Consider the following 20,837-nt stretch of genomic DNA (forward strand, 5'->3'; position numbering starts at 1 on the left):
TCTATAGATACTGAAATACATATGGCCTGGATTGAAGAAGTGAGATTCAGATCAGAATGATGCCATATGCAGAGAGATTAACTATCAAGGGGGAGTGGCGACATGCTGCAGGCATCGCCGTCATCATTTGTTATTTTGCCCGCTGTCGCCAAAATTGTCTGTGAACCGGGCTGGAAGTGGCAGAAACGGGAAAAACCGATGCAAAACTATGATTTATTTTATGTATGGAGTGGTGAAGGAACGCTTGTACTGAATGACCAGTCGTATGAAGTTGGCAAGGGTAGTTGTTTCTTGTTCAGGCCAGGAGATCATCCTACTGCAACGCATAATAAGCAAAAACCGTTGGTACTTACGTATATTCATTTTGATGTGGACGTGCCTGTTGCTGACGTTCCCCAGTCCTATCGCGAGGTACAGGAAACGGTGGAGTTTGAGCACTTGCTGGCACGTTATGTAAGACTATTCTTATCGGATGTGTACGGACGTGATGAAGAGAGTCGATTGATTCTGAAGCAATTGATGATTCATTTGCTGCGCGCCGATACGGAAGAACCTGTAGAGAAAAAGGTAAGCAACCAGTTGTCCGATGTCATCCAGGAGGTCGCCAATTATGTGCGTCAGCATCCGGGGATTACGCATCGGGTGGAAGATCTGGCTGCCCGGGCCGGCTTATCGCCCCGATACTTCTCGATCAAGTTCAAGGAACTGGTGGGATCATCAGTGCAATCTTATATTATCCGCATGCGTATTGAACGGGCGGAACATCTGCTGGTGCATACCGGCATGAATGTGACCGAAGTGGCGGATGCTCTGGGCTACCGGGATATTTTCTTCTTCAGTCGTCAATTCAAGCAGTATACCGGCAAAAGCCCGTCCGAGATTCGTTAAAATTCTGATGGGAAGAACATGGCACCGTTTCAAGTCTGGAATGCAAGGGTAATTATCTAGCATTCCAGATGACCAAAAGGGGGAACTTGTGATGAACGGAAAACGTCGGGTCCGCAACCGGGGATGCTCTACGAAGGGATGCAATATTTTCCGGAACCGTCTGCGTCGCTTCAAACCGGCAGAGGACTTGCAAGATGTGTGGTTTTGAGGAGAACTCAGCAGACCAATAACGACGGAGCGAAGCTTCGTATTGCATGTATACATGGATGGATATGAAAGCATAAAGAGGATGGCGCAATACCTGGTTACAGGTGCTGCGCCATCCTCTTTATTTGCGTATGGACTCATTAGTTTTTCGGTTTCAAACGACCAAGCAATGCACCCATTTTGACCGAATCGCCTGGCTGTAAGCCCGGGTTTGGTTCGAATGTGCCACTTTGCGTCAGCAGAACAACGGTGGAACCGAATTCAAAATAGGCCAGATCATCGCCTTGTGCCCAGGTACTTGTGTCCGTATCAGCATATTGTATGCTACTCACGTTCATCGCGCCTACTTTGACAACCGCCACTTCACCGTAATCGTGTGCGATATACGTAATGAGCCGTTCGTTTCGACTAAGCACGGATCTCATATGGGTCAGGCCAAAGTCATTCACGGGATAAACTTTGCCTTTGATGTGTTCGCTCTCTATTTTGCGGCCGCTGACAGGTGCATGAATGCGGTGATAGTCGCGAGGGCTGAGATAGAGGACGAACCCGTACCCGTGCTTGTACTTCTCCAGATGGGGAGAATGGTTTAATAATTCAGCAAGTGTATAATTTTGTCCCTTAACATTCAGGAGTGTTCCTGCAGATATTGGACCGGCTGCCGTAATCTTGGCATCTACCGGGCTGATCAGTGCATGCTCTGAAAGTTCCAACGGGCGCATGCCCGGCTTTAATTTGCGGGTAAAGAAATCGTTCAGTGAACGGTATTCCTTCCAGTCTTTCTCGGCCTCCTGAACAGGGATGTCGTAGGTCCGGACAAAATAAGGGATAAATGCCTTACTTCCCCGGCTTTTGGAGAAGGCTCCCACAGTCCGGGAGATCCATTTGCGCGAAGAAAGCTCGGTCATTAATCGCAACAGCGTTTTTGCCATGAATATCCCCCTTAGGGTTAATGCGAACTTCAAGGCCGGCAAGACCGGCCGTTCTGCATAATATTGACACAGAATGCACACGAAATCAATATAGTCTCCTATCGTATGTCTGCGGTTGTCTCGGAATCCTCGAATTCTGTTCCAGCAGCAGACGCCCATAAGCCATCGGTTTGCTGTACGTTGCCTTCCAGTGTTCCGACATTCCCGCCTTGCGAAAACCGTAACGCTGATCCCGTCCATTGCATTCAATAAAATAGATTTGGCCGCTGCGCGTTATCCCGAGATCAAGGCCCAGATCAGCCAGATGTGGCAGACTGGTCGCCAGGTTCTGGGCAATTTGAAGTGCAACGAGTCCGATTCTGTATTCCAGTCGAGCCAGGTCAAAGCCAGATTCTTCTAATCCAAGGGCCTCTGCGAGCTTCATGACTTTACCGCCCTGGGCGATGTTGGTGACAAACGTATGGGCAGGAGCGGCTTTGGCAAACATGCCTGTTATTCCCCAAAGACCATCGCTGCCACGTTGTACAGATACCCGCAAATCTACTGGCCTGCCCTCATAACGTACCAGTGGGATACGCTCTTCAATGAGGTAGGCATGGCGAAAGATCCGCCTTAGGGTGGCGGAAGGAAGCTGTCCTTTGCTCAATCGGAAGGTAGCCCACCCTTTGCGTGCAGCCTTCGTCTCACAGGTTAGTTTCCACTGTCCATCTCGCTCAAAGACTCGCATAATCCCATGACCGATGCTACCGCTGCATGGTTTGATGACGAGGTCATCATATTGTTCCATCATATAGGCCAGAGACTCTGGCGTAGCTTTAACTGCGTGGGGCAGGTGTTCTCGCAAGGCGAGGTCCTGATGAAGCATGTCATGAATGTGATCTTTACGGTACCGGTTGCGAACATTAAATACCTGGATACCCTGCAACATCAGCTTGGTAATCTGATGCTGTTCCGTCCGGCGAAGTTGGAGTGATCGGTTATGAATGACGGAGGGCAGTGGCATGCGCTCGCGAACATATCTGCCTTCTTTTTTTACATAGGCAAGACAAGTCTTTTGATCCGAATCAATATCTTCCAGCCTCAAAAAGCAGGGGGTTAATCCATAACTGGCCGCTGCCTGTTCATAATTCGCGAGTGATTCCTGACCGGTCCTTCCGGCCGGTATCCCCCGGTACATGCGTGAATCGAACATAATGCCGATCGTTTCTTGGAGCATGACCGTTCCTCCTTCGATGTTATCGCGACCATGGATCGTCCATTCATGGAATGCCGGCCTGTCACCGCATGGCTCAGACATCGCGATAACGCAGACCGGTGTGTAAGATGCATCGCCAAGCACTAGTGCTTGCTCAGGGCGTGTCTAAAACTCCGAAGGAAGCAGGTTTTGCCGAATTTCCGTTCCAAGCAAGGAAGTTTTCCGCATGCGTGCCGGGGCACGTCAAGGGAAAGTGACGTAGCAGAGGGCGAAAAGACGCTGAAAGATGCACTTCAGCGAGTTTTCAGACACGACCTAGATATAATATCCTATGACATGACTGGGACGGGGGCGTGGACAGCCGCCTTTCATCTGAAGCCCTGACACGCCTATTTCCACAAAGATCATCGAACCTTCCTGTCTTCACGCCTGTACATTCGTGCTCTGGAATCCGCAAAAGTCATAAATGAAGTGGCAGATGCCCATATGGAAGCATATGATGCCGGAGACGAACGTTAGAGGAAGGAGCAAGCTGCATGAGTAAAAATGGCAAAAAGAAGGTTCCGACGCCGAAACTGCGGCATGTGAGCCCGAAATTCAAGGAATTGGAACTGACTGATCGCCGGGCAGACAAGATGAACTCAGGTTTTACTGTGAATAGGGAAGAACGTTTGAATACGAATAAAAGGGATTCGAGGGCTGTTCAGGAGTCGGAAGAATTTCTATTTGAATCAACAGAGCTACCTGCTTCAACGAACGAGCTGGAAGAGCTAGAGATCGAAGCCAAAATCAAGCCGGAACCCGTAGAGTCTGATAGCAAGGAAGTTGAGACACAAGATAGTTCGGAAAAGCAGATTCAGGTTAGCAGCTTGGCTACGCTTGCTCTGGAAGAAGAGCAGGACATCAACAAGCAGGAGTTAGCAAGCAAGGATCGGCTGCAGATCCTGAACCAAAATCAGATGCCGGGTCATACCGGACACTACATCTACACGGACGACTTGAGTGAATTTGCTGTTACGGAGAGCAAGTTGGCTCCTTTCTCTGTGGATGCCTCCAAGCTGAAACCGGATGCGGTCGGCAGTGAAGCATTGCAGGATTATGCGGTGACCAGCATTCACATTGCAGACGGGGCCATTGTTTCGGCGAAACTTGCGGAAGCGTCTGTATCTGAGGAACACCTGATAGACGGCTCTGTGTCTGGTCATAAAATACGAAATGCTTCGATTGCCGGTGAGAAAATCAGAGATGGCAGTATTACTTCTCAGAAGCTTGGCAACCAGGTCATCGATTCGACCAAAATTGCCGACGGTTCCATCGGCACAAGACACCTCAGCCGCATGCTGGTAACGGAAGAATTAATCAAGAATCATGCCGTAACTGGAGACAAAATTGCGATTAGCGGGGTGGATACAAGACATCTCACGGGGGGAGCTGTGAATACCTCCAAACTGGCTGACGATGCAGTGACTACATCCAAAATTCGGGAAGCTGCTGTCACAGGCAGCAAAATCGAAGAACTATCCATCGAGTCTCACCATATTCAGGCAGGTGCTGTTAAACAGACACATCTGGCAGAAGGGTCTGTCGGTCGTTCACAACTTTTAAATGGCAGTATTGGAAGTGACCAGATAGAAGATGGATCCATACAAACAAGACATTTAGCTGAGGGTTCACTAAGTGGAAGACATCTCTTGGATGGTTCAATCGGATCAAGTCAGATTCGCGCTCATTCCGTTGGCAAGGAGCAGATAGGCAATGGAGAAGTGGGCAGTGAGCATTTGACGGAAGGTGCAGTAACCAGCAGCAAACTGGCAGACCAGTCTGTGGGAACAGCAAAATTGCTGGAGCAGTCCATTACGTCATCCAAGATCTCTGATCAGAGCGTCATTTCTTCCAAAATTGCGGATGAAGCCGTACAAGGTAAACATCTTGCCAAAGGGTCCATTCGTGCGGAACACATTGCGAATCGAGGAATCACACCGGTACATGTGGACAATTCTGCAATTCACTCCATTCACATTGCAAGTGGAAGCATCGAGGCAACTCATCTATCTGCCGGAAGTGTGTCCGGAGACGCTCTTGCAGACGACGTGGTGTGTGAGCGGCATCTTGCAGAGGCGGCCGTGGGTAGTTATGAATTACAGGATGCTGCCGTCACAGACGTTAAACTCGCGGATGGAAGTGTGACAACAGAAAAGCTTGGAACGGCATCGGTGAGTAGCAGAGCGCTTGCCCCGGGAAGTGTTATATCCTCGCATCTTGCGAGTGGTGGAGTCACAGGTACACATCTGGCTCCAGGCAGCGTGGGTTCCGAGGCCCTGAGACCTTATGCAGTGAAATCGGAACACCTGACAGAACATGCCGTAGGTGTACCTCATCTTCAGCCGGGCAGTGTTGAAACGGATGCGATTGCACGGGCCGCGGTCACAACTGACAAATTGGCTATTGATAGTGTAACTTCAGCCCAGTTGGCTGGCGGGTCCATTTTTCCGCCTCATCTAACAGATCATGCGGTTACCTCCCCCAAGCTTTCACCAGAGAGTGTTGCCACAGATAAACTGGCGGATTTTGCTGTCACGTCAGCTAAACTGGCAGACGGCAGCGTGACTTCTTCCAAGATTATGGCAGAGAGCATTAACGCCAAACATATTCCAGCAGGAACCATTCGCGGGTATCACCTGAAGCAGCATGCCGTTTCACTGGAACATTTGTCGGAAGAAATACGCTCGCCGGAATTATTCGCTGATGGCAGTATTACGGGCAACAAACTTCGGCATGGTTCCGTAAGTGCAGACCATTTGACAGCAGACTCGGTATCCGGGACAGAGCTACAACAGGCTGCTGTAGGTAGCGAGCACTTGCAGCCATCCGTTGTACAATCGGTCCATCTGGCTGAAGGCAGCGTGAAATCGGAACATTTGGGAACTCAAGTAGTGAACTCACAACATCTGAAGCCGGACATCATTCATGAGGAGCATATTGCTGAACAGGTGGTCACGTCCCACCACTTGGCACCTGGATCTGTGGAAACAGACCATCTGGCACCTTTATCGATTACAGCGGCTCATCTTCAGCCAGGTTTGATCAGTGGTTTGCATCTTCAGGCAGAGTCGACAAGTGCTGTTCACCTGCAGCAAGGAGCTGTACATTCCCGTCATATTCAAGATGGTGAAATTCTTCCTCATCACATCCATGAACGCAGCATCGGAACGATGCATCTGGAAGAAGAAGCGGTAAGTACGATTATTTTGCAGGATGAATCTGTCACACGCTCCAAACTGGCGAGTGGTAGTGTAGATGGCAGCAAATTAGCTGCAGGGGCAGTATCGGCTGCCCACATTGCCAACGAAAGTGTGGAAACCCGTCATATCCAAGAAGGAGCGATCCTTGCTGAACATATTCAAGAATGCAGTATTGGCTCCATTCATCTGGATGAGGACTCTGTAAGTGCGGTTCATTTGAAAAATGGATCTGTAACAAGTGCCAAACTGGCGGATGGCAGTATTAACGGTAGCAAATTGCTTGAAGGTACGGTATCGGGGATTCATATTGCATCCGAAAGCGTGCAATCCGAGCATATTCAGGCAGACGCCATTCATGCTGACCATATTCAGGAGCGGAGCATCGGCACAATCCATCTGGAGGATGAAGCAGTAAGTGCGATTCACCTGCAAAATGGGTCTGTCATCAGTGCCAAACTGGCCGACGGCAGTGTAACCGGCAGCAAGTTGATCGAAGATGCGGTGTCGGGAATCCATATCGCCTCTGAAAGTGTGCAATCCCGCCATATCCAGGCAGGAGTAATCCTTGCTGACCATATTCAGGAGCACAGTATTGGCATGCTTCACTTGGAACAGGAAGCAGTAAGTGCCATTCATCTGCAAAATGGATCTGTAACAAGTACCAAGTTGGCCGACGGCAGTGTAACCGGCAGCAAGTTGCTTGAAGGAGCAGTATCGGATATCCACATTGCAGACGATAGTGTGCAATCCCGTCATATTCAAGAGGGAACAATCCTTGCTGATCATATTCAAGAACGGAGTATCGGCACAGCACATTTGGAAGAGGAATCGGTAAGTGCCATTCATTTGCAAAATGGATCTGTAACGAGTGCCAAACTGGCGGATGGCAGTATAACCGGCAGCAAGTTACTCGAAGGTACCGTATCCGGGATTCATATCGCATCGGAGAGTGTGCAATCCGGGCATATTCAGGCAGGAGCTATTCAGGCTGGTCATATTCAGGAGCGAAGCATCGGCACAGCCCATCTGGAAGAGGAAGCAGTAAGTGCGGTTCATCTGCAAAATGGGTCCGTAACAAGTGCCAAATTGGCTGACAGTAGCATTAGCGGCAGCAAATTGCTCGAAGATACTATATTGGGGAGCCATATCGCATCGGAAAGTGTGCAAACACGCCACATCCAGGCAGGAGCGATCCTTGCTGATCATATTCTGGAGCATAGCATCGGTACGTCCCATCTGGAGGAGGAAGTAATAAGTGCGATTCATCTGCAAGATGGGGCCGTAACGGGTGCCAAACTGGCGGATGGCAGTGTGAGCAGTAGCAAACTGCTTGAAGATGCGGTGTCGGATGTCCATATTGCCAATGGAAGTGTGCAATCCCGTCATATTCAAGAGAGAGCCATACATGCTGACCATATTCAAGAGCGAAGCATTGGGATCTCCCACCTCAAAGCGGAATCGGTAAGTGCGATTCACCTGCACAATGGTTCCATTACAAGTGCCAAGATGGCTGACGGCAGTGTAAACGGAAATAAATTGCTTGAAGGTGCGGTATCGGCTATCCACATAGCAGACAAAAGTGTGCAAACTCGTCATATTCAGGATGGAACCATTCTTGCTGATCATATTCAGGAACGCAGTATTCGCACAACCCATCTGGAAGAGGAAGCAGTAAGCGGGGTTCATCTGCAAAATGGGTCTGTCACCAGTGCCAAATTGGCCGATGGCAGCGTGAACGGCAGCAAACTGAGTGAGCAGAGTATTACCTCTAATCATTTGAATGCGGGGATTGTAGGTCCAGCGCATCTGAGCGAAGAGATATGGAATGCGATCCGTCAGTTCAGTGGAGAAACGCTGGAGCAACTGGCAGCTATCAAAAGACAAGAGGGATTGCTTCAACCAGAAAATGAAGGTGTACAGCAATCACAGCAGGTAATCGTTGAGGCATTACCGAGTACTGATCTGGAGCAACAACAAGAGCTGATATCCGAAACAGATCAGCTTGGTGAACTACCGGCAGCTTTGTTCACGACGGAGCAGGCAGATGAGGCAGATCAGGCTCAGCAACCACAGCTTGAACAGTCACAAGAGATCGCTGGAACTACGGAGTTTATGTTGAGTGAACAATCGATTAAACAGGAACATCTCTGTGATGATGCCGTGGGCAGCAGCCAGTTGCAATCGGGGGCAGTTCAGGCCAAACATCTGGCCTTCCAACCCGTTCGCAGCGTAAGCAAACAACCGGTTGTACAACAATTCGGGATGGAAGCTTTTGTACTGCCAGAGAGTGAAGTATGCACAGAAGTAACCGTTGTTTTTGAAGAATCATTTGCTTCAGAACATTATGTGATTGTGGGCATGAGCAATGATCGGGGATTCCAGATTTCCCTGCTCTCACAGAGTGAGGACGAAGCGGTACTTGAAGTGTCACGTACAGCAGATTGCAAGCATACGTACGGGTTGTTGTCATGGATTGCTGCGGGACCTTCGCAAGAATAGTGCCGATTGTTGTATCCGTAATACACAAATGACAAAAGCGGTGTCCAGAGTTGTCCGGGACACCGCTTTTGGTTGATATAAGCTTAATCCGTTCGGACGGTGAGGGGGTGTCTGAACGTTTCGTTACCATTATGATGAGTACATTATAAGTTCAACCACAATAAAATAAGATTTTACAGGCCTACAGCTTGATATGCTTTGGTAATAGCAGTAGCTTCAGCAGAAGTTGCTCCGTACAGATCTTTGGCTGCTTGAATGGTAGCTGTTTTGGCAGCGGCAAATTTGGACGTTGTTGTCAGGTAGTTCACCAGTGTGCTGTAGAAAATCTGGATCGCTTTATCCCGGCCGATTCCGGTAACAGTTACACCATTATGTGTTCCGCCCTGAGCAGCAAGGAAATAGGCTTTATTGATGATACCACTGTTGATATGGACACCGCCGTTGTCCTGTGTGCCTGTGTAGCGATCGCTGTATTTGTCAGGTTGACCATACAATGTAGGGTTGGAGAGGGAGCGCAGCGCATCTCCTGGAATGTTAGGTGTGTAGATATCATCACCGAGCAGCCAGTTTTTGCTTTGGATCGTATTACCGAAAATATCGGCAAAGGCTTCATTGAGTGCACCTGGTTCATTGCGATATTCCAGATTGGCTGTGTATTCAATAACACCATGCGTTAGTTCATGACCCACAACATCGAGGTCACCAGATAAGGATCGGAACGTCGTTCCGTCTCCGTCCCCAAAGACAATCTGTGCCCCGTTCCAGAAGGCATTATTGTAATTGGAGCCGTAGTGCACGGTTGATCTGATCAACAATCCGTTACCATTAATACCGTTACGGTTGAATTTGTTCTTGTAGAAATCATACGTAGCAGCTGCATGAGCGTGAGCATCTACACCTGCACGATCGGTCCATACATTATCCGAATCCGTGAGCAAGGTACCAGGCAGTGAGGAGCCATTGTTCGCCGTGTACGTTTGGATGCCATTGCCGCGAGTGGTGTCTTTCAGTTGGAAGGTGCTTCCGGATTGGGTGGTTGTCAGGGTTTTGGTATCTCCAAGCACACCTGTACCTGTTCCAGTGGCAAAGTTAATGAGGTCAAACTGGGATACGATACTGCCATCCACTGCGTTAATGAAATATTTGGTCCGTAGAGGGGCAGGTTCCAGTACGTTTACTTCCGTAATGTAAACCAGATACGTCTGACCATCTTCTTCATGATGATAGATGTTCAATTCAGCTTGAGGTGTGATTTCCGCGGCACCAAGTTCTCCAATCCGGGAAGTTGCTTCTTCGGTTGCAATACGGATCGCGTCTTCTCCGCTGATCTCGGCTACACCATCATTCGGAATGGCCTGCTCTTCAATCGGTGGAAGATCGCCAAGTGCGGAACTCACGGCTCCGGTTTTGTCCAGGTGCACCGTCTGTTCTGCACCATATACCGGGATACCTTTAATATACTGTTTCAGGCGGAAGTGTCTTACGCCAGATGTATCTGTGTTTCTTTTGACAATTTTGAGCTGGGATTTCACATCGGAATTCAGGAATTGTTCCTGCTGTCCAAGATAATTAAAGATGGTGTCATCTGTTCCACTGTTCAATGGAATACCCTCCTCAGAGGCATAAGGGGCCTGAAGTGGAATGGATTGATCAGACACTGGAGCTGCAGTAGCAGAGGATACGGAAGCGAGCAAAAGAGCTCCTCCAAGAATTGTTGGCATAACTTTGGCAAATTTCATAGTAAACTCTCCCATTCTTATACTTATTTTTTGGTTGGAAAATGTTCATGCCAGTCTCGGTTGGAATTCCGTCTGCAACTTGGGCAGCGCGGAGCGTGGGGCTGAACCTGAAGCGTGGAATGAGACAAGAAACGATTGGAACAAAATCGGCTTGGCCTTAGCTCGGGAAGTGTTAAGCGCAACACCAAACGAAAAGGATAACCGTTTATTCAGTTCAACCCGAAGGTTTAATCGTCTATTGTGTTCCTCTTTCAGAAAGCCGGGGGTTGTCCAATTGCGCAGGTAGAAGATACGTTCACGGAAAACTGGGGTGTTCAATCCGGGTTTGCGTAAATGACAAAGGCAGTGTGTTCTGAACGGCATCACTCCTCTCAAGAGTAAAATGTATCTGCTTAACAGGTTCTGTGAATGAGGTCATAATCTAATCAACCTAAGGTCAATAAATGATTTAAAAAATGAATGAGAACTTATGTTCACAACAAGGTTATTTTTGTAAATAAAACTGCTTGGAACGTATATTAACACAATGTAAAACTTTGGAAAAGATACAAATTTAGATTTTTGCTAAAATTGTGTCTGAAGTAGGGGAGAGGTAGCGTTTTTCACATATTTTGGCGTATTTTGTCTAAAAGCAAGGCCTGTACTCTCGTGTTTACAGGGAGAACCTGCTTAGTGCAAGGACAAACGCCGTTTCCACTGCTCCACGAATACATAGAATAACGTGTACTCCCTTGGCATGCCGATGATCGAATGCGGGAGGTGAAACTGTTGCGCAAAACCCGTACTACAGCACGTTATGCAACTCGATCCAATGTGACACGAAGAAAAACGGTGCTGAAGAAACGAAGATGGAAGTCTGGACACAAAAAGGGTACAAAGGCCTATACGTTCGTTATTCCATCCAAACAGCTGATGTCACAGGCTAAGGATGGAGTAGAGAATGGAGCGGAAAATGGCATGAGTGATGCTCCTTCACACAGGGATGTTTCTCAGCGACCGATCCTCTCGGTCATTATCCCTGCTATGAATGAGGAGAAAAGGATTGGTGCAGTTGTTCGTGAAGCGCGGCGGATATGCCGTGATGCTGAAGTGCTTGTCATTGTGAATGGTTCAACAGACGGTACGGCTAGCGCAGCCAAACGGGCTGGAGCACGAGTGCTCACGTATGCAGAAGCGCTAGGGCATGATGGAGGACGAAAAGTAGGCGCAGCGGAGGCGCGTGGTCAGGTGTTGCTATTTACTGATGCAGATATCGCAATTCCCGCAGAGCATCTTGCACCTTACGTGAAGGCTGTGCTGAAGGGAACGGATGTGGCACTCAACGACTACCATGGGCCGGTCACTCATCATCCTGTTCATCCGGTAGTGGAGGCCAAACACATGTTGAACAGCATACTCGCAAGATCCGATCTCCGGGGGGCATCCATGACAGCTATTCCACATGCAATAAGCCGAAAAGGACTTGAGGTCATGGGCATATCCTCACTGGAAGTTCCGCCACTCGCACAAGCGAAGGCAGTGATCGGCGGACTTCGAGTACGCGCTGTTCATCACGTACCTGTGGGTAGAATGAATGCAGTGCGAATCAAGAAGCGAAGCGGACCTGATCCGCTCAGTCAAGTGGTACTGAATGATCATATGGCAGCGATTAAGTGGATTACGGATACGCTCGGTCCCCGCGGAGGTTATACCGATCTGAAACGTGTTCGCAACCTGGCGAGGTAAGCATGTCGCATCGGATGATGCAGCATGCTGGAGGTGAGGAAATGAAGGGACGTTCAGGGGTTGTCCGCCGCAGGCGGACAACAAGTAGACAAATGACAGCAGGAAGAACAGTAATGAACAAGCGTCATAGGAAAAAGAAACATGTAGATATTCAAAAAAAAAGAAGAAGCCGAGCAAAGTCTGGCCAAGTAGATCTGCACTTGATGTGGAAAGCGGGGCAAGTTGCAGGAAGCGAGGCAAAGGCGAACAACACAGTATCAGAAGAACATGCACGTCTCGTATGGAATGCACACGCGGCGAACGTTGGGGAGCTAAGTAACTTCGAGCTAGCTCTGAAGTCAGGTAAGGCATTTATGCAGGGTTATGCTCAGGCCTCGGGACATTCATTCCAGATCGTGCCGCTACCCCTTCGTCATTCGGCTGCTGCCGTTGTCTGTGCCTGTAATGAGGAACATACACTGGGGCAGGTGTTATTGCAACTAAAGCGGTTGCCTCTGACGGATATTATTGTGGTACTGAATGGAACGACAGATGACAGTTTGAAGCAGGTACTAGGGCAGCCGGGACTTACAGTAATCTATGAACCGGATCGGGCAGGACATGATGTGGGCCGGGCACTTGGAGCCAAGATGACGGATGCGGAGACGGTACTTTTTGTGGATGGAGATATGGTCGTCTCTGCTGAACAGCTTGCACCCTTTCTGTTCGCGGTTGATCGGGGACAGGATGTGGCGTTGAATAATCTGACGTCTTTGCTTCCTGCGTTTGCCGGGCAGGATGAGGTAAGCCGGATCAAAGCATATCTGAACCGAACATTAGGCAGGGCAGATCTTGGTTCCAATTCCATGACAGCCGTGCCTCATGCATTATCTCGTCGTATGATTCAGACGGTGAAGTCAGCATCACTGGCCGTTCCACCGAAGGCACAAAGTCTAGCTATTCAGCATGGAATGAACGTCTCGGCACCAAGTCAGGTGGATGTTATTCGTTCCAATCGGTTGCGTCCTGGTAACACGGGAAGTGGGAATGATGTCGCCAAATTGATCATTGGAGATCATCTGGAGGCACTGGCTACATTGCTGGGTACAGGTTGGAATCCAGCCCAGGCACATACACTCTCCCGTGTAGAAGTGGCTTACAGGAGGAACGCCTAATGACACTGACGAGTATGATTATCCCAACTTACAATGGTCTGGATCTGATCAGGCCCTGCATCGATGCCATACGTCAATACTCGGGCGATCCTGCGTCATATGAAATTATCGTGGTAGATAACGGTTCGACGGATGGAACGGCTGAATATTGTGCGCTGGAGCGAATTCGATTTGTAAGGTTCCCGGACAATCGTGGGTTTCCGGCAGCGTGTAACGCTGGACTTCGTGCAGCTTGCGGGGATGAGCTGTTGCTGTTGAACAATGATGTTACGGTCACGCCCCGTTGGCTGGAGAACCTGCGAACGGCTCTGTACAGTGACGCAAGTATTGGGATCACGGGGCCTGTTACGAATTATGCAAGCGGCATCCAGCAGATTAAACTGCAGTTTCGGGACATGGAGCATTTTCAGGAGTTGGCCAATTCCAATAATGTTGCGGATTCTTCAAGGTGGAGGGAAGTACGCCGGATCGTCGGTCTGTGCATGCTGATGAAACGAGATGTCGTGGAATCGGTTGGACTGCTTGACGAGGCATATTCTCCGGGACACTATGAGGATGACGATTATTGTTATAGAGCAAGATTGCAGGGATATCGCCTGCTGGTATGTGGAGATGTTCTCGTGCATCATCAGGGAAGTGCCAGCTTCCAGAAGACAGATCCGGTAGCGTGGAAACAGCTGCTTGAGCGTAATCGTTCGATTTTTATGAACAAATGGCATGTCGATCCGCTTGAATATATGGACATATCCGATGAAGGAGGGAACGTGGAATGAAAGGTGTAATTCTTGCCGGCGGAACAGGAACTAGACTGTATCCGCTGACCCGGCTCATTAACAAACATCTGCTTCCAGTCGGTAAACATCCGATGATTATGTATGGCATCGACAGGCTCCGCCAGGCAGGCATTGATGAACTATTGATTGTGATCAACAAACATTCCGCCGGGTTATATACAGAGTATCTTGGTGGCGGAGCGGATCATGGGGTCAAGTTGACTTATCGCATTCAGGAAAAGGCAGGCGGGATTGCGGAAGCGTTGGATCTGGCAACTTCTTTTATTCTTCCTGGCGAAAAATTCGTTGTGCTTCTCGGAGATAATCTCTTCAGCGATGATCTGAAGCCTTATGTGGACCGTTACATGCAGCAACCTGCTGGTACAGCGCGAGTTCTGCTCAAAGAGGTGGATGATGCACGACGTTACGGGGTGCCTGTTTTTGATCCAAAGCATCCAGAGCGAATCTCGTACATTGAGGAGAAGCCAAGCCAGCCGAAAACCTCTTATTGTGTGACGGGCATATATATGTATGACGATCATGTATTTAACCTGATTCGCAACATTGCGCCGTCTGCGCGTGGAGAACTTGAAATTACGGATGTGAATAATCACTACGCATCTGCTGGCGGACTGGAATACGATATTTTGCAGAAATACTGGAGTGATGCAGGTACATTTGAATCCCTCCAGGAAGCAGCTGTCCGTATGAAAGGACAATTGCCCTAAAATATATGCGACTGATGCTGCCGCTGTGCGGTGCCCCATGGGAGCAGAACACTCTGCGCCGGAGCTGGAAGGATGCTCCGGCGCTTTGCGCAGCGACAATTCTCGTGCATGCCAAAGGAGGGAATGGCGTGAGAGTAGTGACACGCACCGGGGCCGCTAGGGCCTCCGTGTCGGGTAAGCCCCGGGGCATCCACCCGGCCGTATTTATGGGCAGTGGCACTCCGGCAGCAGCAGATACAGGGTCTGCTGGAGTCAGAGGTGTGAAGTCAGGGAAACGTAGTACCCTGACCAAAGCGGGTACATCTGCAGGCGCAGCGCATAAGGTCCGTGCAGGCAAAGCGAGCAGCACAGGCAGTGTTGTTGGCAGAGCAGGCAAAGCTGGCTCTGCGAGCGCGAGCAAAGCGGCAAGAGCCAGCCGCACCGGCAAAGGCAAAGCCGGCCTGCGCCGGGCCACTGCTGGGCGCAGGCCTGCACCAGCGCGGGGCCGGCGTGCCGCTGCCCGCGCCAAGCAGCGCACGGCGATGCGCCGTGCGCCCATGCCAGCACCGCAAGCCAGCACGCCACAGGCGATGCCTGCCAGCGGTGCTGGCCCCGCCCCGCGCCAGGTGACACACCCGAAGGGTGTCGCCCCCGCGGGGCGGGGAGGCGCTGCCGGCGCGAAGGCGGGCAGCGCGAAGGGTTTGCCGCCTCCGCCCGCGGAGCACGCAGTGCAGGCGGAGGCCGTGCCCGGCGGCTACGCCGAGGGCTACCGCGACGGCGTATTCGCCGGCGGGGAGGCGCTGGTGGCGCAGCACATCCCGCCGGATCACATTCTGCCTGCCGTGGCGGCGGCAGATCTGATCGCGGCGGGATTCCGCCAATACGCGCCCAGCCTGGCCCGGCTGTCCAGCCCTCATGAGATGGCTGGACACATCACGGCGGCGCTGGATGCGCAGCGCCCCTTGTCTGTCGTTCGCCTCGGAGATGGCGAACTGCTCACGCTGGCAGCCGATACGGTGCTGCCAGGCCAGGAAGTGCAGGAGCTGGCACCGTTTCTGCCCTATGCAGGGGTGCCAAGCTCAACGCCAGACATCCGCGCGATGCTTGCGGAAGCCATACAGGCCGCCGACTGGGTTGGCGTGCCGATCTCGCGGGCGCCGACATTCCAGGGGCTGTTATTCCCGGTATTGCGCTACTTCGGGATCGACTGGTCCCGGCTGAAATTGACCAGTTCCACGATCAATTACAGTCTGCATCAGTCCGGCCTGGTGTTGCCCTTGCTGCAAGGACGGCGGGTTCTGCTCATAGGTAGCCAGGCACCAGAGCTTGCGGCACTGCTGCATAACCGGGGGATTCATGTCACAGGCATCATTGGTTCTGTGGCAGGAGTTATGGATATTCCGAGGGTGATGCAGCAAACCTCAGAACATGCTTTTGATATCGCGTTGGTGGCGGCGGGAATTCCGGCGGTCATTCTGTGTCGGCGAATTGCAGGTGAACTCGGCAAGGTCGCTCTGGATTTTGGACATTTGGCTGACAAACTGGTAACAGGAGAGCTTCAACTCTAGTGGACCGTCCGGGGGCTGGTTATGTGCGTGTTGGCCTCACGGACAAGTGGAAATGGAGGGAGCAACATGAGCACACCCGATCAACAGCGCGGGGAAAAACGTCATGGCCGCAGCAACAAGGTTAATGCTCGAAACGTCATTCGTCGAAATGGTCACAGTTATCACAACATCACTCCAAATATCAGCACTCGCAGTGAAAACAACCGGAATGGCAGCGTAAGCAGCGAAAAAAAAGCGAACCGCCGTGCCGCGCAGCGCGATGTCTCGAGACCTGCGATGGCAGTCCTGCATGCAGCAGGTCGTCGCTCAATGCAGAAATCCAGACGTAAAGGCAAAAGCAGGCGCACAGCCAAAGGCGCCAGGATCTACAAACAGGGGTATCGTAGAGGATACGACGAAGGTGTCCGCCAGGGACAGAGTTCATTTGGTCTTGTTTTTGAAGGAGTCAGCATCATTATCCCCACGTACAATCAGCGGGAGTATGTGCTGCAATGTGTGTCCAGTATCGAGAAACATACCCCTGCCCCCTTCGAAATCATTGTCGTGGATAATGGCTCCAAGGATGGAACTGCCGAGGCCATGCTCCGCAAAGGCGGCATGGTGAGGGTGGCTGCCCTTGATCAGAACCGGGGGTTTGCCGGAGGTGTCAATCATGGGCTGATGATGGCGAGAGGACGACATATCATCGTGCTGAACAACGATACGCTCGTTACTCCAGGCTGGCTGGATAACATGATGACTTGTCTTGCCAGTGATCCGAAGATTGGTGTGGTGGGTCCGGTGACCAACTATATTGGTGGGGATCAGCAGATTCAGGTTCCGTACCGTGAGGTAGAAGAGATGTGGCCTTTTGCCGCGACACATAATCGTCCGGATGCAGACAAACATCGAATAACCAATCGCCTGGTCGGATTCTGCTGGTTGTTCTCACGGGAGCTGCTGGAACGAGTAGGTTATCTGGACGAAGGGTACGCGGTGGGCAATTTCGAAGATGATGACTGGATCATTCGGGTGAAGCTGGCAGGATACCAGCTTGCGGTAGCCGGGGATGCTTTTATCCACCACTTCGGAAGTGTCAGTATGAAAGCCTTGGGTGAGCAGGACTTTGCTGTAGTGAATAAGGATAACGAGCAGTTTTATAGCCAAAAGTGGGGAGATCCCCATGCGCTGGTTGCCGAAACCTCCCGGTTGGCTAGAGAACAAACCTCTGGTACCCCATCTGGTCAACAAGAGGATGGTGACACAAACCCAATGGATCCGCGTCAGCGAATCTCAACGCAGGGCAGCCAAGATCCAGCATTACAATTCAGACACAGTTATGACTTCTACCCGGAAGGCTCGTTCCTGTCCGATGCCAAAGGAGATGTCTATACATTAACTGGCGGTCGGCGGCGTAAGCTGAATATCCCTGTACCGCGTGGAATATCTCCTGTTCAGGTTGCCAAACCGGACCTGCTCGCCATTCCTGCCGGAGAAGCACTGATATCAGCGGGGGACGTGCAAGGATGGCCGAGGGAATCACAACAGGTGCATACGACAGCGGTTCATGGTTCTCACCATGGCTGGGCAGAAGGAAGTATTGTTGCCGCAGTGGATGCACCCGAGAGTCGATATCAGATCAGCGGAGACAAGCGGAGACGATTTGTTTCGGTCTATGCGGCAGAACGTTGGGGTGTACATTCTGGGCATATTATCAGCGTGTCTGCGGACCAACTGAATTCAATGGAAGAAGGCTGGCCCATTATCGCCCCACCTCAGCTCTTGAACCCGGATCTGTAATGTCAGGCGATCTGTTTATCCAGATTGGCAGTATGATGCGGAATGGAAAATGTAGCGGTACCCTGTGTAATCGCTCTGATTCATTCCGCATCCGAATATTACATATGAGTTGTTAGCTAGACTACTGAAGCAGAGCGATTCATTCCTGTAAAATAAGCCATCTTTCAAATTTATAATTTAATCTTTCTATTTGGTTATAGGTTTATTCTATTAGCAAATCCATTGACGCATGAGGGGCGCAGGAGTACATTTAGAGCCATAATTCTTATTTAACAGATGGGAATTGAAGGTCTAGGGCGTTCATAGTTAATCACCCAGACCTTGATCTTAAAACCAATCAGGAGGTATGTCGATGTCATCATCAACCAAAAAAGTCGTGCTGTGGAGCAAAACAGGCTGTCATTTCTGCGGGGAAGTGAAAGCATTTCTGACAGAGCGAAACCAGCCTTTTGAGAACATTGAAGTGCAGGGAAATGACGTGCTGCGAGATGTGCTTGAAGCAAAATATGGCATTCGGCATGTACCTGTCATTGAAGTGGGAGGGGACGGCAAGTTTGAAGCCTTGCTGGAACCTGATCTGGAGAAGCTGGCTGAACTTCTGGCACGAACGGACGAAGCGGCAGCAGTCTAACGGGAGTTAATATATACCTTTGAAGCAAGCCGTTCCGGCTGTTGCATGATGCAAGATCGCATTTGTACAGCAGCTGGAACGTTCATAAGTTATGGCTCACTTGGGATGTAAATGGTCTTATTTACATCTTCAATGTTCATATAGAAAAAATCTATTAGTCACGCTGTTGACCCTTTTACGGGGCAGTGATAAGATTTGTGAAATTAAAACAAACCAAACTCATAGGAATAGTTAACTTTTAAGTTATTTTGCATACGTAATCAGTTCAGTTGGCCCTTGATCATTCTTTTGAAGATTCTAATCCAAGGAAGGCGGAGTGCATATGACAGCGAAACGCAGTTTGAAATTTGGAGCCATTATTCATGGGGTTGGAGGAAGCAACACCACATGGAGACACCCGGAGGTTCTGTCGGATGCCAGCGTTAACTTTGGATTCTACAAACGTCAGGCACTGAAAGCGGAGGAAGGCAAGTTCGATCTGGTCTTTATCGCAGACGGTCTGTATATTACTGAGAAATCCATTCCGCATTTCCTGAATCGCTTCGAACCAATCAGTATCCTCTCCGCTTTGGCTGCCGTTACTTCACGCATTGGACTGGTGGGTACCCTCTCAACATCCTATAGTGATCCGTTCACCGTAGCCAGACAGTTCGGTTCTCTCGATCAGATCAGTGATGGCCGTGCAGGCTGGAACGTCGTGACTTCTCCGCTGGAAGGGACGGCGAAGAATTATAGTAAGAGCAGTCACCCTTCGCATCCGGAACGTTATCGCATTGCCGCAGAATATTTACAGGTAACCAAAGGGTTGTGGGACTCTTGGGAAGATGATGCCTTTGTAAGAGACAAAGAGAGCGGCGTTTTCTTCGATCCATCCAAGCTGCACACGCTTAATCATGAAGGAGAGTTTTTCTCCGTACAAGGTCCGCTCAATATTGCCCGTTCACGGCAAGGACAGCCGGTGATTTTCCAGGCAGGTTCATCGGAAGATGGCAAAACGCTGGCGGCACAAGAAGCGGATGCAGTATTCACTGGGCACGACAGTATTGAAGATGCACAGGCATTCTATAAGGATGTCAAAACACGAGCGGCTTCCTATGGACGTTCTTCACAGGATATTGTCATTCTACCAGGCATCAATCCTATTGTTGGACGGACGGAAGAGGAGGCTGAACAGAAATATCAGGAAATCGCAAGCTTGGTCACCATTGATAAAGCGCTGGATTATCTGGGACGTTTCTACGAACATCATGATTTCTCCCAATATCCATTGGATGAGCCTTTCCCGGAGCTGAATGGCATTGGAAGCAACAGCTTCCGCAGTGGAACCGACAAGATCAAGAAGGACGCCAAAGAGCAAGGATTGACCTTGCGTGAAGTGGCTCTGCGGGCAGCAACACCGCGTAGCAAATTCCTTGGAACACCGGAGCAGGTCGCTGACAAGATTCAGGAATGGTTTGAGACGGAAGCAGCGGATGGTTTCATTATTGCTTCGGAGTTGCCAAGTGGGTTGTCTGATTTTGTGGAACTCGTTGTGCCGATTCTGCAAGAACGCGGTCTGTATCGTACGGACTATGAACACGATACTTTGCGGGGGAACCTTGGGGTACAGATTCCGGTTAACCGTTATACGGCTGCCAAGGAACAAGTCGTATCTGATTTGGCATGACGGATAGGGAGCGAACGAGCATCTGATGTTGTCTGCTGTTATCTCCAACCGGTAATAAAGTAATTACTACGTTTCGTACTATCTTAAAACCGACTTAACTCATAGGATATATCAAGTATCAAGTATATGCAT

At 50.2% G+C, this 20,837-nt stretch carries 14 protein-coding genes; 10 read left to right on the forward strand and 4 right to left on the reverse strand.

Annotated features, from left to right (window positions below):
- The first annotated feature begins 102 nt into the window (after positions 1-102).
- Positions 103-888, forward strand: a complete 786-nt coding sequence (locus tag MKX68_RS17085; protein WP_036605807.1) for an AraC family transcriptional regulator — start codon at positions 103-105, stop codon at positions 886-888.
- 347 nt (positions 889-1,235) lie between these two features.
- Here MKX68_RS17085 and asd read toward each other — a convergent pair whose 3' ends face one another.
- Both asd and MKX68_RS17095 read right to left on the reverse strand, forming a co-directional pair.
- A complete protein-coding gene (gene asd / locus MKX68_RS17090) occupies positions 1,236-2,027 on the reverse strand; it encodes an archaetidylserine decarboxylase (protein WP_047841263.1) in 792 nt (263 codons plus the stop codon).
- 85 nt (positions 2,028-2,112) lie between these two features.
- Positions 2,113-3,243, reverse strand: coding sequence for a YheC/YheD family endospore coat-associated protein (locus MKX68_RS17095; RefSeq protein ID WP_338588446.1), 1,131 nt, complete (start codon positions 3,241-3,243; stop codon positions 2,113-2,115).
- 515 nt (positions 3,244-3,758) lie between these two features.
- Here MKX68_RS17095 and MKX68_RS17100 point away from each other — a divergent pair.
- A complete protein-coding gene (locus MKX68_RS17100) occupies positions 3,759-8,963 on the forward strand; it encodes a WIAG-tail domain (protein ID WP_340913164.1) in 5,205 nt (1,734 codons plus the stop codon).
- A gap of 173 nt (positions 8,964-9,136) precedes the next feature.
- Here the strand turns inward: MKX68_RS17100 and MKX68_RS17105 are convergent, their stop codons facing one another.
- Together MKX68_RS17105 and MKX68_RS17110 are read right to left on the reverse strand one after the other, a co-directional pair.
- Positions 9,137-10,702, reverse strand: coding sequence for a M4 family metallopeptidase (locus tag MKX68_RS17105; RefSeq protein WP_340913166.1), 1,566 nt, complete (start codon positions 10,700-10,702; stop codon positions 9,137-9,139).
- Between the two features lie 45 nt (positions 10,703-10,747).
- Entirely contained in the window at positions 10,748-11,020 is a 273-nt protein-coding gene (locus tag MKX68_RS17110) for a hypothetical protein (RefSeq protein WP_340913167.1), read from the reverse strand.
- A gap of 441 nt (positions 11,021-11,461) precedes the next feature.
- On the opposite strand from MKX68_RS17110, the gene MKX68_RS17115 reads away from it, so the two are divergent.
- The 8 genes from MKX68_RS17115 (at position 11,462) to MKX68_RS17150 (ending at position 20,705) form a co-directional block, all read left to right on the forward strand.
- A complete protein-coding gene (locus MKX68_RS17115; RefSeq protein WP_340915415.1) occupies positions 11,462-12,427 on the forward strand; it encodes a glycosyltransferase family 2 protein in 966 nt (321 codons plus the stop codon).
- 41 nt (positions 12,428-12,468) lie between these two features.
- Complete coding sequence (locus MKX68_RS17120; RefSeq protein WP_340913169.1) at positions 12,469-13,581, forward strand: glycosyltransferase family A protein; 1,113 nt, start codon at positions 12,469-12,471, stop codon at positions 13,579-13,581.
- Positions 13,581-14,354: a glycosyltransferase family 2 protein gene (locus MKX68_RS17125; RefSeq protein WP_047841258.1), complete on the forward strand. Its 774-nt coding sequence runs from the start codon at positions 13,581-13,583 to the stop codon at positions 14,352-14,354. The genes MKX68_RS17120 and MKX68_RS17125 overlap by 1 nt, the downstream gene beginning before the upstream one ends.
- Positions 14,351-15,082, forward strand: coding sequence for a sugar phosphate nucleotidyltransferase (locus MKX68_RS17130; protein WP_036605812.1), 732 nt, complete (start codon positions 14,351-14,353; stop codon positions 15,080-15,082). Before MKX68_RS17125 ends, MKX68_RS17130 begins: the two co-directional genes overlap by 4 nt.
- Positions 15,083-15,981: 899 nt before the next feature.
- Positions 15,982-16,629, forward strand: a complete 648-nt coding sequence (locus MKX68_RS17135; RefSeq protein ID WP_340913172.1) for a GT-D fold domain-containing protein — start codon at positions 15,982-15,984, stop codon at positions 16,627-16,629.
- A gap of 66 nt (positions 16,630-16,695) precedes the next feature.
- Positions 16,696-18,408: a glycosyltransferase family 2 protein gene (locus MKX68_RS17140; protein ID WP_340913174.1), complete on the forward strand. Its 1,713-nt coding sequence runs from the start codon at positions 16,696-16,698 to the stop codon at positions 18,406-18,408.
- Between the two features lie 352 nt (positions 18,409-18,760).
- Positions 18,761-19,039 carry a glutaredoxin family protein gene (locus MKX68_RS17145; RefSeq protein WP_339789189.1) on the forward strand — a complete coding sequence of 93 codons (279 nt, stop codon included), beginning with the start codon at positions 18,761-18,763 and terminating at the stop codon, positions 19,037-19,039.
- 322 nt (positions 19,040-19,361) lie between these two features.
- On the forward strand, positions 19,362-20,705 hold the full coding sequence (locus tag MKX68_RS17150; RefSeq protein ID WP_339789192.1) for an LLM class flavin-dependent oxidoreductase: 1,344 nt from the start codon (positions 19,362-19,364) through the stop codon (positions 20,703-20,705).
- The last annotated feature ends 132 nt before the right edge of the window (positions 20,706-20,837 follow it).

The organism is Paenibacillus sp. FSL M8-0212 (genome assembly GCF_038004645.1).
Classification (GTDB): domain Bacteria; phylum Bacillota; class Bacilli; order Paenibacillales; family Paenibacillaceae; genus Paenibacillus.